This window comes from Pigmentiphaga sp. MLSB6-MA01 (assembly GCF_058793475.1).
The window spans coordinates 65063-78857 of the sequence record NZ_JBXAFV010000016.1; the positions used below are offsets into that span (position 1 = coordinate 65063).

The window sequence follows — 13795 nt, forward strand, 5'->3', positions numbered from 1 at the left end:
GGGTTATCTTTTTTAGCCGATGCCGGGGACGACGGTGGAGAAGCCGGCGTCTACATGCGTTACTTCGCCGGTGACGCCGGCGGCCAGGTCCGACAGCAGGAAGGCGGCGACGTTGCCCACGTCGTCGATGGTGACGTTGCGGCGCAGCGGCGCGAAGGTCTCGACGAAGTTCAGGATCTTCGAGAAGTCCTTGATGCCGGCGGCCGCCAGTGTCTTGATGGGGCCGGCCGAGATGGCGTTGGCGCGGATGCCCTTGGGGCCCAGCGACGTTGCCAGGTAGCGCGTGGCGGCTTCCAGCGCGGCTTTGGCCACGCCCATGGTGTTGTAGTTGTCGACGACGCGCTCGGCGCCCAGGTAGCTGAGCGTCAGCACCGCGCCGGTGCCGTTGCCTTCCGGCCCTTGCAGCAGCGGCAGGGCGGCCTTGGCCATGGCGGGGAAGCTGTAGGCCGAGATGTCGTGCGCGATGCGGAAGCCTTCGCGCGATAGTCCGTCCAGGAAGTCGCCGGCGATGGCTTCGCGCGGCGCGAAGCCGATCGCGTGCACCAGTCCGTCGAGTTTGGTCCAGGTCTTGCCCAGGTCGGCGAACACGGCTTCGATCTGCGCGTCGTCCGCGACGTCGCACGGAAAGATGAGCTGGCTGCCGAACTCGGCCGCGAATTCGGTGATGCGATCCTTGAAGCGGTCACCCACATAGGTGAAGGCGAGCTCCGCGCCTTCGCGGCGGCAGGCCTTGGCGATGCCGTAGGCGATGGAGCGATTGGACAGCACCCCGGTGACCAGGATGCGTTTACCGGCGAGAAAGCCCATGTCGAGGGTCCCTGTAAAAGAATGTACCCCCCCTGCGCGCTGCGCGCGCCCCCCAGGGGGCGGCACTGGTGGACCGGCGGAGCCGGATCCACGGTGCCCGGGCAACGGCCTGGGGCTGATGGGGGCGTGGGAGGTGGAGTTTACTGGATCTTCAGCGTGCGGCCGACGGGGATGGCGGAGCCCTTGATGCGGTTCAGGGCGCGCAGGTGGTCGACCGAGACGTCGTACTGGCGGGCGATGGAGCCGAGGGTGTCGCCCTTGCGGACCTTGTACGTGCGCGCCTGGACGGTCTTTTTCGCGCGGCTGTTGCTCGGGGCGGCGGCGCGCACGGGGGTGATGCCGGCGCTGGCGACCAGGGTCGGCTCGGCCTGGCGGCTGGTGGGCACCATGAGGATGTCGCCGGACCCGATGTGCGAGCGGGTGCCGAGGCCGTTGGCCTTGCGCAGCGTGGCCACCGAGGTGCCGTACTTGCGGGCGACGGTGGTCAGGGTTTCGCCGTGGGCCAGTGCGTGCGTGTGCCAGGACGACAGCGAGCCGCTGTAGGCGCGCAGGTTGGCTTCGAAGATGCCGATGCGGTCGGCCGGCAGCAACAGGGTTGGTTCGTGGCTGCCCAGGATCACGCCGCGATTGAACGACGGGTTGAGCGCCTTGAACTCCTCGAGCGGCATTTCGGCCAGTTGGGCGGCCAGCTTCACGTCGATGTTGCGGCTCTTGGTGATCGTGACGAAGTAAGGCTGGTTGTCGATCGACGGCAACGCGATGTTGTAGGCGGCAGGGTTGGCGATGATGTTCTTGATCGCCTGCAGCTTGGGGATGTAGTTGCGCGTTTCGTCCGGCATGTCGAGCGACAGGTAGTCGGTCGCCTGGCTGCGCGCCGTGTTCTTGTCGATGGCGCGCTTGACCGAGCCTTCGCCCCAGTTGTAGGAGGCCAGCGCCAGGTGCCAGTCGCCGTGGAAATCGAACAGGTACTGCAGGTAGTCCAGGGCCGCGCGGGTGGAGGCGATGGGGTCGCGCCGCTCGTCGCGCCACCAGTCCTGCTTCAGGTTGAAGCCGCGGCCGGTGGCGGGGATGAACTGCCACAGGCCGGATGCCTGCGAGCGCGACAGCGCCCAGGGGTCGTAGGAACTTTCGACGAAGGGCAGGAGCGCCAGTTCGGTCGGCATGCCGCGCTGGTCGATTTCTTCGACGATGTAATAGAGGTACTTGCCGGCGCGTTCCGCCGTGCGCTGGATGTAGTCCGGGCGCGAGGCGTAGAAGCTTTCCCACTCCTTCACCAGCGGCGTGTCGATGTTGGGCACCGCGTAGCCGCGCCGGATGCGGGTCCAGATGTCCGCCGGCTGCACGGTCAGGTCGACCATGCGCGGTTCCAGGCCGTCGTCGGGCGTGTGCAGGCTCAACGGTGCGTCGAGGCGGTGGCCGATGGGGCGGGAGGCTTGGGCGGTACGGGGGGAGGAGGAGAATCCGGCCGGGTTTTCGGTGCGGGCGGGGGCGGCGGCCGCCCCTTGCATGTCCGGGCTGGTTGCGGCGGGGCGTTCCATCGAAGCGCAGCCCGCCAGGACCATCACGCACCCGGCGATCAGGATTTTGTACAGGGAGGCTGGACGACCATCGCGGACGCCCGCCCGCAGATTCCAGACGCCGCGGGGGCGCAATTGCATGTTTCGTGTCCTTGACCACGTGCCTGGCTGGGCCTCGTCCAGGAGGACGGGGCCCAGCCAGGCAGTTTCAACTTGGAGTCGCGGCGCTTTCCGGGAGGAGGGGCGGGGCCCCGGCTCGGGGAACCGGCGCGGCTCACGGCGTATTTAGCGCGGGATAGTACGAATCGAGAATGGTTTCCGTCAACCCGCTTTACAAATTCGAAGCTTTTGGCGGTGATTGAACGCAAATCGCCGCAAGATGCGGCGCGCGCTACCGGAAGTCGTTTTTCCACTCGCGCAGCGCCGCGAAAACCTCGACGGCGTCCGCCAGCGGCCGGCCGGCGTGGGCCGCCGCGGCCGCCGCCACTTCGGGAACCGAGGTGCGCAGGAAGGGGTTGACCTGGCGTTCCAGGTCCAGCGTGGTGGGAACCGTGGGCTGCGACTGTTCGCGTTGGTGGCGGGCCTGCCGGTGCCACACCTGGAGCGCCGCGTTGTCGGGTTCGACCGCGACCGCCCAGGCCAGGTTGGACAAGGTGTATTCGTGGGCACAATAGACGCGCGTCTTGCCGGGCAGCGCGGCGAGCTTGTCCAGCGAGGCTTTCATCTGTTGCGGCGTTCCTTCGAACAGGCGGCCACATCCCGAGGCGAACAGCGTGTCGCCGCAGAACACCAGGGGTTCCACGCCCGCCGCGCGGCCGGCATACGCAATGTGGCCCGCGGTATGCCCCGGTACGTCCAGCACTTCCAGGTCCAGGTCCAGTTCGGGCAGCGCGACCCGGTCGCCCTGGACCAGGCGGCGGTCGCAGTGGGGCAGTTTCTCGCCCGCGGGGCCGAATACCGTGGCCCCGGTGCGTTCGACCAGTTCCAGGACCCCGCCGACATGGTCCTTGTGGTGGTGAGTCAGTAGAATGGCACGGAGCTGGAGGCGCTGCTGCTGCAGCGAGGCCAGGACCGGCGTGGCGTCGCCGGGGTCCACCACGGCCGCCAGCGTGCCCTGCCGGATCAGCCACAGGTAGTTGTCATTGAAGGCGGGAATGCCGGTTATGCCGGCTGCCGGGCCGCCATCTTGCGTGCCGGCCGATCGCTTGCTTCCTTTCACCGAGTCTTTCATTCCGATGCTGCCGTCCGACGTCCAGGATTCCCCGATTGTAGAGCTTGCCGCGTGGTTGGCGACCGATCCCGGCCGCCACGCGCTCGCCTGGGAGCAGGCACGGCTGGACGAGGCGGTTTCCGACGTATTCGGCTTCCATGCCGTCCAGGCCGGCCTGGCCGAGCTGGACGCGCTGCGCGCCAATCGCATGCCTTTCAAGGGTTATGTCGCTGGCGCCGTGCCGCCTGAGGCGCAGCGGACGCGCTGGAACGCCTTCGTGCTGGCCGAGCTCGAGGCCCTGCCGTTCGACGCGCAAAGCCTGGACCTGCTGGTCCTGCCCCATACGCTGGAGTGTTCGGAGGATCCCCACCAGGTCCTGCGCGAGGCCGAACGGGTGCTGATCCCCGAAGGACGGCTGGTGATCACGGGTTTCAATCCCTGGAGCCTGTGGGGCGCGGGCCGTCTGCTGGGCCGGCGCCGCTCCTTCCTGCCGCCCGGCATCCAGCCGCTGTCGCCGGCGCGGCTGAAGGACTGGCTCAAGCTGTTGTCGTTCGAGGTCGAGAGTGGCCGGTTCGGCGTCTACGCACCGGCTTGCCGCACCGATAAATGGCTGCGCCGCTACGCCTTCATGGAAAGCGCCGGCGAGCGCTGGTGGCCGGTGTGCGGCGGCCTGTACGTCGTGTCGGCGGTCAAGCGCACGGCCGGCATGCGGCTGATCGGTCCCGCCTGGAAAAAGCAGAAGGCGCCGCGCCGGGCCGCGGTGGCCACGGCCCGCGAGGTCCATCCCCTGCGGATCGGGCGCACGCCCACGCGGTGAACCGGGCCGCGGGCGTCAGGCGTCGAAGAGGTTCTGGCGGATCTGCTGCAGGTGGCCCAGCAAGAGATCGCGGGCCTGGGCGGCATCGCGGTCTTTCAGGGCCTCGACGATGGCGCGGTGCTGCCGCTGGTATTGCTCGCGCCGTTCGGGCGTGAGCGACCGGCGCTTGAGGCGGCCCCACTCGCCCTGTTCGCGGACGCGGTTGGTCAGTTCCAGGATCTGCAGGAAGAATGAGTTGTGGGTGGCTTCGGCGAATGACTTGTGGAGTTCGCCGTCCCAGTGCTCGAAGGCCTCGATGCTGGCGGCGATTTCCGATTCCTCCACGCATTGCTGCATGCGGGCGAAGTCGGCGGCGTTGGCGTTGCGCGCGATCAGGGCCGGCATCAGGGGCTCGATCAGCAGCCGTGCTTCCATGAGTTCCGCCGGACTGGTGCTGACCTCGGGCGCGGGCGAGGGCCCGCCCGCCAGGGCCTGGGCGCCCTCGGCGACGAAGGTTCCGCTACCGACGGATTGGACGATCAGGCCGCGCGTCCGCAAGTCCGCCAGCACCCGGCGCACCGACCCGCGCGAGATCGCGAAACGCTGGCTGAGTTCGCGTTCGGGCGGCAGTTTGACGCCCACGTGCAGCCTGCCGTTCGAGATTTCGCCCAACAGGTGATGCATGAGCTCCTTGGCCCCGGGGGCGCGCGAAATGGGGCCGTGCGCTGCGGATTCGTCCATGGTGGCTGTCCCTCGTTCTGCCGCTACCTTAATTCAATAGTACCAATTGGTCAAATAAAGTGAGCGCTGATGCTTGATGGAGGGCCAATTTGGTTTTATATTGGTATAAGAAATCACCAATTGGATCTGTTCAAGCAACATGAAATTCGCTCACCTGATTGTCGGCGGTACCCCCGCCATTGCCCTGGTCGATGCCGACATGCGGCATTATTGGCCGCTGGCCGACTTGGTTCCCGGATTCTCCGGGGACATGGTCCAATTGGTTCGTGATTTCGAAAGCATCCGTCCTCGTCTGTCCGCGCGCGGAGAAGGGCGGCCGATGGCCGGAGCCCGGCTGCTGGCGCCCATCGACCGGCCCCGGCGCAACATCTTTTGCGTCGGCAAGAACTATTTCGAGCATGCGGCGGAATTCAGCAAGTCGGGCTTCGATTCCAGCGCCAAAGAAGGCGAGCACGCGCCGGAAGCTCCCGTGGTGTTCACCAAGGCCTGCAACACCGTGATCGGGCCCGGCGCGGCGATTCCCTCGCACGAGGGGGTCACCTCCCAGCTCGACTACGAAGCCGAACTGGCCGTGGTCATCGGCAAGGCGGGCCGGAACATCCCGCGCGAGCGGGCGCTGGACTACGTATTCGGCTACACCATCGTCAACGACTTCACGGCGCGCGACCTGCAGAAGCTCCATCGCCAGTGGTTCCTGGGCAAATCGCTGGACGGTTTCTGCCCCATGGGGCCGGCGCTGGTCACCGCCGACGAACTGGATGCCGCGAATCTGGACATCCGTTGCTGGGTCAACGGCGAACTGCGCCAGAACGCCAATACCCGGCAACTGATCTTCGACATCCCGACGCTGATCGCGACGATCTCGGCCGGCATCACCCTGGAGCCGGGGGATGTGATCGCCACCGGCACGCCGGCGGGCGTGGGCATAGGTTTCAATCCGCCGCGCTTCGTCAAGCGCGGCGACGTGATCCGCATCGAAGTGCAGGGCATAGGCGTGCTGGAAAACGCCGTCGATTGAAGGCGCGGGGCGCTGGCCCCGCGCCGCCCGGCATTCCCGGATACACGGGGGCGGGCATCAACCCGAAGCGAGGAGACGACATGAAACGCACTTTGCTGGCCTGGGCGGCCTGCTGCGCCGCCCTTGGCGGCGCGCCGGCCGCCGCGCAGGAGTCCTGGCCGACCCGGCCCGTCACCATGGTGGTGCCCTTCCCGCCGGGGGGTGTGGCGGATACCGTCGCCCGCCCGGTGGCCGAATCCATGAGCCGCTTCCTGGGCCAGACCGTCGTGGTCGAGAACCGCGGCGGTGCGGGCGGCGGCGTCGGCATGGGGCACGTCGCCAAGTCGGCGGCCGACGGCTACACCATCATGATGGCGTTGTCGTCCATCTCCATCCTGCCCGTGGCCGACAAGTTGCTGGGCAGGGAGCCGATGTACCAGTTGTCCCAGTTCACTCCCATCGCCCGCTTCACGGCCGATCCGACCGTGCTGGTGGTGCGGGCCGACAGTCCCTGGAAGACGGCGCAGGAGTTCATCGCCGCGCAGAAAAAGGGGGACCGCGAGGTGGCCTACGGTTCCTCGGGCAACTACGGCACCATGCACGTGCCGATGGAGATGCTGCGCAGCGAGGCGGACTTGCGCCTGCTGCACGTGCCCTATACCGGCGCCGGTCCGGCCATCGTGGCGCTGCTTGCCGACCAGGTGCAGGCGTTGTCGACGGGGCCGGCCTCAGTGCTCCAGCATGTCAAGGGCGGCAAGGTCCGGGCCCTGGCGCACTGGGGCACCGGGCGCCTGGAGTCCCTGCCCGACGTTCCCAGCCTGACGGAACTGGGACATCCGGTCCAGTTCGCGCAATGGTCCGGCGTGTTCGCCCCGGCCGGCACGCCGGCGCCGGTGGTCGACCGCCTGCGCGCCGCCGCCAAGGCCGCGGCCACGGATCCGAAGGTCTTGAAGACGATCCAGGGCGCGGGCAGCCCGGTCATGTACATGGACGCGCCGGAGTTCGCCGCGTATTGGCAGACCGACGCCAAGGCGCTGGCCGAGGCCGTCCAGCGGATAGGCAAGGTCGAATAAGGGAAAGCGAGGGTTTTCGCGGGGCCGGAAAAGCACGGGTTCCCGCGCAATCGTCATGGTCCGATGCTACAGTGAGCGATACACCTTGTTGCGTTTTCCGCTCGCCAGTATGCAGAAGAGTTCGTTAGTTTCCGCCGTGGTGGTTGCCCTCGCAGTCGGGGCAGGGGCCGGCTATTTTTCCCCCCGCCTGTTCAACGGTGGCGCCCCCGCCGGCGCCCCGGGCGCCGCGGCGCCCGATGAAGCCAAGGCCAAGGGGCCGCAGGCGGTCCTGGTCGAGGTCCAGAAGGTCGCGCGCAAGCCGTTCGAGCGAGGCATCACCGCCGTCGGCAGCCTGCGGTCCTACGAGTCCGTCACGCTGCGTCCGGAAGTGGCGGGCCGCATCAGCGAAATCCGCTTCACCGAGGGCCAGCGGGTGGAGAAGGGCCACGTGCTGATCCGGCTGGACGATTCCGTGCCACGCGCCGAGTTCGAACAGGCCCGCGCCAATTTCACGCTGGCCAAGAGCAACTACGACCGCTCCATCGAACTGCAGCAGAAGGGTTTCATCAGCAAGCAGGCCAAGGACGAGGCCGACAATGCGATGAAGGTGCAGCAGGCCGCCATGGTGCTGGCCCAGGTCCGCCTCGACAAGAACGATATCCGCGCTCCGTTCGGCGGCGTGATCGGCCTGCGCAATGTCTCGGTGGGCGACTACGTCGGCGCGGGCCAGGACCTGGTGGCGCTCGAGGCCATCGATCCGCTCAAGGTGGATTTCCGCATCCCGGAAATCTATCTGTCGCAGATCCGCACCGGCCAGACCCTGCAGATCGCGCTCGACGCCATGCCCGACAAGGCCTTCGGCGGCACCGTCTACGCCATCAGCCCGGTCATCGATACCGGTGGCCGTTCCATCGTCATGCGTGCCCAGGTCAAGAACCCCGGCGGGCAACTGCGCCCGGGCATGTTCACGCGCGTGAAGCTGCTGCTGGACACGCCCGCCCAGGCGCTGGCCGTGCCCGAGGCGGCGCTGGTGCCGGTGGGCGACAACCAGTTCGTCTACCGCGTGCAGAACGGCCGCGCCGAGCGGGTCCAGGTCGAGGTCGGCCAGCGGCGCGAAGCCATGGTCGAGATCGTGTCCGGGCTGGCCGAGGATGACGTGATCGTGGTCGCGGGCGCGCAGAAGCTGCGCGACGGCGTGCCGGTGAAACTCGCCGGCGCCACGGCGTCCGCGCTCTGAGGTCCGGCACATGGTCCTGTCCGAAGTCTGCATCAAGCGGCCCGTCTTCGCGACGGTGCTGTCGCTGCTGGTCCTGTTGGTGGGCCTGATCTCGTATTCCCGCCTGACCGTGCGGGAATATCCGCAGATCGACGAGCCCGTCGTATCCGTCGGCACCGTCTATAAGGGCGCCTCGGCCGAGGTGATCGAATCCCAGATCACCAAGCCGCTGGAGGATTCCCTGTCGGGCATCGAGGGCGTGGAGGTCATGACCTCCACCAGCCGTTCCGAGCGCAGCAACATCAACGTCCGCTTCCGCTTGTCGATATCGCCTGACTCGGCCGCGGCCGATGTGCGGGACAAGGTCGCGCGGGTGCGAGGCCGGCTGCCCGACGAAATCGACGAACCGATCATCGCCAAGGTCGAGGCCGACTCCCAGCCGGTCATGTATCTGGCCGTCGAGTCCGGGTCGCTGTCCGCGATGGAGACCTCGGACTACATCAACCGCTTCATCAAGCCCCGGTTGTCGGTGCTGCCGGGCGCCGCCGAGGTGCGGGTGTTCGGCGAGCGCCTGCCGGCCATGCGCATCAACGTCGATCGCGGCAAGCTGGCCGCCTACCGGCTGACCGTCCAGGACGTCGAGGACGCGCTGCGCAAGCAGAACGTCGAGATCCCCTCGGGCCGGATCGAGTCCATGGCGCGGGAATTCTCCATCGTCGCCGCCACCAACCTGCGCACCCGGGAGCAGTTCGAGAACGTCATCATCGCCAACGTCGGCGGCTACAGCGTGCGCGTCGGCGACGTCGCCTCGGTGGGCCTGGGGCCGGTGGACGAACGGGTCACCTCGCGTTTCAACGGCAAGCCGGCGCTGAACATCGGCGTGATCAAGCAGTCCACGGCCAACCCGCTCGACCTGTCCAAGGCGGTGCGGGCCGAGATCGAAGAGATGAACGCCACGCTGCCGAACGGCATGAAGCTGAACATGGCGTACGACACCTCGGTCTTCATCGAGAAGTCCATCGAATCGGTGTTCCACACCATCGGCGAGGCCATCGTGCTGGTGGTGCTGGTGATCTTCCTGTTCCTGCGCAACCTGCGCGCCAGCCTGATCCCCATCGTCACCATTCCCGTGTCCCTGATCGGCGCCTGCACGCTCATGTACGCGTTCGGCTTCTCGATCAACACGCTCACGCTGCTGGCCATGGTGCTGGCCATCGGCCTGGTGGTGGACGACGCCATCGTCGTGCTCGAGAACATCTTCCGCCACATCGAGGAAGGCAAGTCGCGCATGCAGGCCGCGCTGCTGGGCTCGCGCGAGATCGGCTTCGCCGTCGTCGCCATGACGCTGACGCTGGTCACGGTCTACGCGCCGCTGGCCTTCGCCACCGGCCGCACCGGACGCCTTTTCATCGAGTTCGCGCTGGCCCTGGCGGGCGCGGTGCTGGTATCGGGCTTCGTCGCGCTGACGCTCACGCCCATGATGTGCTCGCTCATGCTGCGCCACCAGGAGTCGCATGGCTGGCTGTACAACTTCATCGAGAGCGGGCTGAACGCGCTGACCCGCGGCTACCGTCGCGCGCTGTCGTTCGCGCTGGCCCACCGCGGATGGGTGGTGGTGCTGGGCCTGGCGGTGGGCGCCTGCAGCGCGCCCTTGTTCAAGACCATCAAGAGCGAGCTGTCGCCGGTGGAGGACCGCGGGGTCATCTACGGCCGGATCGTCGCCCCGCAGGGCGCGACCGTCGGCTATACCACCAGCTACCTCGAGCGCATGGAAGAGATCTACAAGGACATCCCCGAGATGGCCGCCTACCAGGCGGTGGCCGGCTTCCCGGTGGTGACCGAGGGCAACGCCGTGCTGCGGCTCAAGCCCTGGGAAGAGCGGACCCGCAGCCAGCAGGAGGTCGCGCGGTCGCTCCAGCCGAAATTCTCCGCGCTGCCCGGGGTGCAGGCATTTCCCACGAACCCGCCGTCGCTGGGCCAGTCGCCGCGTTCCTCGCCCATCGAGTTCGTCATCATGAGCCAGGTGTCCTATCCCGAGCTGGCCACGATGGCCGACACTTTCCTGGCGGAACTGGCGAAATACCCCGGCGTGCAGAACGTGCAGACCGACCTGCGCCTGAACACGCCCGAACTGCGGGTGCAGGTCAATCGCGACAAGCTGGCCGATATCGGCGTCGATGTGGACCGCGTCGGCCGCACGCTCGAATCCATGCTGGGCGGCCGGCAGGTGACGCGTTTCAAGGACAACGGCGAGCAGTACGACGTCCTGGTGCAGGTGATTCCGCGCGACCGTTCCAATCCCGCCGACATCGCCGACATCTACGTCCGGCCCCGCAGCGGCGAGATGGTGCAGCTCGCCAACCTGCTGTCCGTCCGCGAAGGCGTATCGCCGCAGACACTGAACCACTTCAACCGCATGCGCGCCGTCACCATCTCGGCATCGCTCGCGCCCGGCTACGCGCTGGGCGAGGCGCTGGACGTGATGAACGGCATCGCCGCCCGCGTGCTGCCCGCGACCGCGCAGACCGACCTGAACGGCCAGTCGCGCGAGTTCCGCGACTCCTCGGGCAGTATCTACCTGGTGTTCGCGATGGCGGTGGCCTTCATCTACCTGGTGCTGGCTGCGCAGTTCGAGAGCTGGCGCAATCCGTTCATCATCATGCTGTCGGTGCCGTTGTCGATGACGGGCGCGCTGCTCGCGCTGTGGTTCTCGGGCGGAACCCTGTCCATCTACAGCCAGATCGGCCTGATCACGCTGGTGGGCCTGATCACCAAGCACGGGATCCTGATCGTGGAGTTCGCCAACCAGTTGCGCGACCAGGGCAAGGAACTGATCGAGGCGGTGTCCGAGGCCAGCGTGCTGCGGCTGCGTCCTATCCTGATGACGACCGGCGCGATGGTGCTGGGCGCCGTCCCGCTGGCGGTGGCCACGGGGGCGGGCGCCGAATCCCGCGTGCAGATCGGCTGGGTGATCGTGGGCGGCATGAGCCTGGGAACGGTCCTGACCCTGTTCGTCGTGCCCTGCGTATACGCGCTGGTCGCCGGCAAGCGCAAGCGTCCGCTGCCGGTGGGTGAACATCCGCAGGAGCCGGATCACCACGCCGCCCCGGTCGCGGCGGCTCCGGAGTCGGTGGGCTAGGGCCGGTTCACGCCGAATCCCCGCCCGCGTGACCGGGCCAGGGCGGGGAAACGTCATCGGCAAGGGCTGGCCGCCAGCCATTGCCGACGACGGGCCCACCCAAATATCCTAAACTGGGGGGCTCCCGCAATTTCTCCCTGGTGCCCCGCAATGCGTTATGTCGTCCTGGATACTGAAACCACCGGCCTCGATCCGCTCCAGGGGCATCGCGTCATCGAAATCGGCTGCGTGGAGATCGTCAACCGCCGGGTTACGCAACGCCACTTCCACACCTATCTGAATCCCGACCGCGACAGCGATCCGGGCGCCCTGGAAGTGCACGGACTGACCACCGAGTTCCTGTCCGACAAGCCCCGGTTCGAGGACAAGGTCGACGAGTTCCTGGACTTCGTCCAGGACGGCCACGTCATCATCCACAACGCCGAGTTCGACATCCGCTTCCTGAATGCCGAGCTGGCCCGGCTGCAGCGCGGCGGTTTCCGTGACAAGTGCGCGGGCGTCGTCGATTCGCTGATGCATGCGCGCGAACTGCACCCCGGCAAGCGCAACTCACTCGATTCGCTGTGCGATCGCTACGGCATCTCCAATGCCCACCGGGTGCTGCACGGCGCCTTGCTCGACTCGGAGCTGTTGGCGGAGGTCTGGCTGGCGATGACGCGCGGCCAGGACAGCCTGGTGATCGACCTGGGCGATACCGGCGGGCAGGCCACGACCAGCTTCGGTGCCTTCGATGCCTCGGTCTTGCAGGTGATGCCGGTGGACGATGCGGATCTGGCGGCCCATCAGGCCTACTTGGCGGGGCTGGACAAGGAGTCCAAGGGGCAGACCCTGTGGCGGAAATGGGCGCCGCTTCCCGCTGAATAAAAAAACTATGCTATAGTCGTGGGCTGTCGCCAGTGCGGCGGCAGAAACCGAAGGTTCTCTTCGGGCGGTTAGCTCAGTGGTAGAGCACTGCCTTCACACGGCAGGGGTCACTGGTTCGAAACCAGTACCGCCCACCATTTCATTCCAGTACCTTTGCGAAGAAAGTCAATCGGTTACGGCGTTCTGCCAGTCTGAACCTTCTTCTCTATCCCTAGCGTTTGTCCTGCTCCTGTCCTACGGAGAGTAGAGCATGGCAACCTTCCGCAAACGCAGCGGCAAGTGGAACGTACGTATCCAGCGCAGGGGCTACCCCGATATTTCCAAGACATTTTCTACTCAAGCGGATGCCAAGGCTTGGGCTAAGCGCATTGAGGTCGAGATAGACCTAGGCGGCTTTATTGATCGCACCGAGGCAGAGTGCAACACCCTTGGTGACATTCTCGAACGCTATAAGCGGGAAATCAGTCCAGGCAAGAAGGCTGGGAGCATTGAAGCTACGCGCATCAATAGATTCTTGAGAGACGAGGCTTTGTGTAACTACAAGGCAACGGCTCTAACCAGCAAACTGCTTGCAGAGTGGCGAGATAAACGACTAAGCGAAGTGTCAGGTAGTTCTGTCAATCGGGAACTCAATCTCCTTAGCCATGCAGTGAACATTGCCCGTAAGGAATGGGGCATTCACATAGACAATCCAATCGCTCTCATCCAGCGGCCTAAGCTGAACAGGTCCAGGGATCGAAGGTTGTCTGCTCAGGAAGAACTGGCCTTGTTTGGTGAGCTTGCGCTTGTCGGGCGGTCGCTTGGGGGGACATACGTACCAGGGGGTACTCAGAACTCTTGGCTGGCTCCGATTGTTGTCCTAGCGTTAGAAACGGCCATGCGAAGGGGGGAGCTCCTGTCCTTGCAGTGGCGGAATGTTGACCTCTGGAAACGTACTGCAACTCTGGAGGATACCAAGAACGGTGAGCGTCGAATGGTTCCCTTATCTACTGTCGCTAGGAGCACGTTGGACCGTCTCCCACGAACCATTGACGGTTCGGTATTTCCAACGACAAGTGATGCCATCAAACGGGGATTCCAGAGGGCTGTTCATCGAGCGAATATCGCCGATCTACATTTTCATGATCTGCGTCATGAGGCCACTTCTCGGCTGTTTGAGAGGGGGCTCAATATTATGGAAGTGGCTGCGATCACTGGCCATAAGAGCCTCGCTATGTTGAAGCGATACACCCACCTGCGAGCAGAGGACTTAGCTAAGAAGCTAGCATGATTGTCAATTTCTGGTTGATTTTATTAATCAGTCATGGTATAATGTTAGTAACGGTCAAAAAATTATCAGAAATGACCAGAGCTTAGGTGTCTAGCTACGCCTAATAGTCTCTCCTCCTTTGCTGGGGAGGGGCTGACCTGCCACCAAAATTGGTGGTTCTAGGTCCTTCACATCTCTTCTATCTTT

General features: G+C 65.7%; 11 protein-coding genes and 1 tRNA gene. 8 read left to right on the plus strand and 4 right to left on the minus strand.

All coding sequences use genetic code 11. The annotated features are described in order from the left end of the window. Positions 1-12: 12 nt before the first annotated feature. The 3 genes from fabI to gloB form a co-directional block, all read right to left on the minus strand. Positions 13-807 carry an enoyl-ACP reductase FabI gene (fabI, locus tag AC1Q6E_RS23195; protein WP_152798677.1) on the minus strand — a complete coding sequence of 265 codons (795 nt, stop codon included), beginning with the start codon at positions 805-807 and terminating at the stop codon, positions 13-15. Between the two features lie 140 nt (positions 808-947). Next, positions 948-2315 (minus strand): LysM peptidoglycan-binding domain-containing protein, encoded by a 1368-nt coding sequence (locus AC1Q6E_RS23200; protein ID WP_492573617.1) that lies wholly within the window; start codon positions 2313-2315, stop codon positions 948-950. A 400-nt stretch (positions 2316-2715) separates the two neighbouring features. Continuing rightward, complete coding sequence (gene gloB, locus AC1Q6E_RS23205; protein WP_492573586.1) at positions 2716-3543, minus strand: hydroxyacylglutathione hydrolase; 828 nt, start codon at positions 3541-3543, stop codon at positions 2716-2718. A 16-nt stretch (positions 3544-3559) separates the two neighbouring features. Between gloB and AC1Q6E_RS23210 the strand changes: the two genes are divergently transcribed. Beyond that, a complete protein-coding gene (locus AC1Q6E_RS23210) occupies positions 3560-4351 on the plus strand; it encodes a class I SAM-dependent methyltransferase (RefSeq protein WP_152799465.1) in 792 nt (263 codons plus the stop codon). A gap of 15 nt (positions 4352-4366) precedes the next feature. Here the strand turns inward: AC1Q6E_RS23210 and AC1Q6E_RS23215 are convergent, their stop codons facing one another. After that, positions 4367-5071 carry a FadR/GntR family transcriptional regulator gene (locus AC1Q6E_RS23215; protein WP_152799463.1) on the minus strand — a complete coding sequence of 235 codons (705 nt, stop codon included), beginning with the start codon at positions 5069-5071 and terminating at the stop codon, positions 4367-4369. 139 nt (positions 5072-5210) lie between these two features. Between AC1Q6E_RS23215 and AC1Q6E_RS23220 the strand changes: the two genes are divergently transcribed. From AC1Q6E_RS23220 to AC1Q6E_RS23250, 7 genes are all read left to right on the plus strand, one after another. Beyond that, on the plus strand, positions 5211-6089 hold the full coding sequence (locus AC1Q6E_RS23220) for a fumarylacetoacetate hydrolase family protein (RefSeq protein WP_492573587.1): 879 nt from the start codon (positions 5211-5213) through the stop codon (positions 6087-6089). Positions 6090-6169: 80 nt separating this feature from the next. Continuing rightward, positions 6170-7141, plus strand: coding sequence for a tripartite tricarboxylate transporter substrate binding protein (locus AC1Q6E_RS23225; RefSeq protein ID WP_492573588.1), 972 nt, complete (start codon positions 6170-6172; stop codon positions 7139-7141). Between the two features lie 109 nt (positions 7142-7250). Continuing rightward, positions 7251-8357, plus strand: a complete 1107-nt coding sequence (locus tag AC1Q6E_RS23230) for an efflux RND transporter periplasmic adaptor subunit (RefSeq protein ID WP_152799457.1) — start codon at positions 7251-7253, stop codon at positions 8355-8357. A 10-nt stretch (positions 8358-8367) separates the two neighbouring features. Continuing rightward, on the plus strand, positions 8368-11475 hold the full coding sequence (locus tag AC1Q6E_RS23235) for an efflux RND transporter permease subunit (protein WP_152799456.1): 3108 nt from the start codon (positions 8368-8370) through the stop codon (positions 11473-11475). A gap of 150 nt (positions 11476-11625) precedes the next feature. Beyond that, positions 11626-12339 (plus strand): DNA polymerase III subunit epsilon, encoded by a 714-nt coding sequence (gene dnaQ, locus AC1Q6E_RS23240; protein ID WP_492573589.1) that lies wholly within the window; start codon positions 11626-11628, stop codon positions 12337-12339. A gap of 62 nt (positions 12340-12401) precedes the next feature. Then, a tRNA-Val gene (locus tag AC1Q6E_RS23245) sits at positions 12402-12476 on the plus strand. Between the two features lie 113 nt (positions 12477-12589). Further along, positions 12590-13609, plus strand: coding sequence for a site-specific integrase (locus AC1Q6E_RS23250; RefSeq protein WP_492573590.1), 1020 nt, complete (start codon positions 12590-12592; stop codon positions 13607-13609). Positions 13610-13795: the final 186 nt, after the last annotated feature.

Excerpts from the sequence above, each read along its gene's own strand:
- fabI (WP_152798677.1), bottom strand. The coding sequence starts at position 807 with ATGGGCTTTCTCGCCGGTAAACGCATCCTGGTCACCGGGGTGCTGTCC.
- AC1Q6E_RS23200 (WP_492573617.1), bottom strand. The coding sequence starts at position 2,315 with ATGCAAGGGGCGGCCGCCGCCCCCGCCCGCACCGAAAACCCGGCCGGA.
- AC1Q6E_RS23210 (WP_152799465.1), top strand. The coding sequence starts at position 3,560 with ATGCTGCCGTCCGACGTCCAGGATTCCCCGATTGTAGAGCTTGCCGCG.
- AC1Q6E_RS23215 (WP_152799463.1), bottom strand. The coding sequence starts at position 5,071 with ATGGACGAATCCGCAGCGCACGGCCCCATTTCGCGCGCCCCCGGGGCC.
- AC1Q6E_RS23220 (WP_492573587.1), top strand. The coding sequence starts at position 5,211 with ATGAAATTCGCTCACCTGATTGTCGGCGGTACCCCCGCCATTGCCCTG.
- AC1Q6E_RS23225 (WP_492573588.1), top strand. The coding sequence starts at position 6,170 with ATGAAACGCACTTTGCTGGCCTGGGCGGCCTGCTGCGCCGCCCTTGGC.
- AC1Q6E_RS23230 (WP_152799457.1), top strand. The coding sequence starts at position 7,251 with ATGCAGAAGAGTTCGTTAGTTTCCGCCGTGGTGGTTGCCCTCGCAGTC.
- AC1Q6E_RS23235 (WP_152799456.1), top strand. The coding sequence starts at position 8,368 with ATGGTCCTGTCCGAAGTCTGCATCAAGCGGCCCGTCTTCGCGACGGTG.
- dnaQ (WP_492573589.1), top strand. The coding sequence starts at position 11,626 with ATGCGTTATGTCGTCCTGGATACTGAAACCACCGGCCTCGATCCGCTC.
- AC1Q6E_RS23250 (WP_492573590.1), top strand. The coding sequence starts at position 12,590 with ATGGCAACCTTCCGCAAACGCAGCGGCAAGTGGAACGTACGTATCCAG.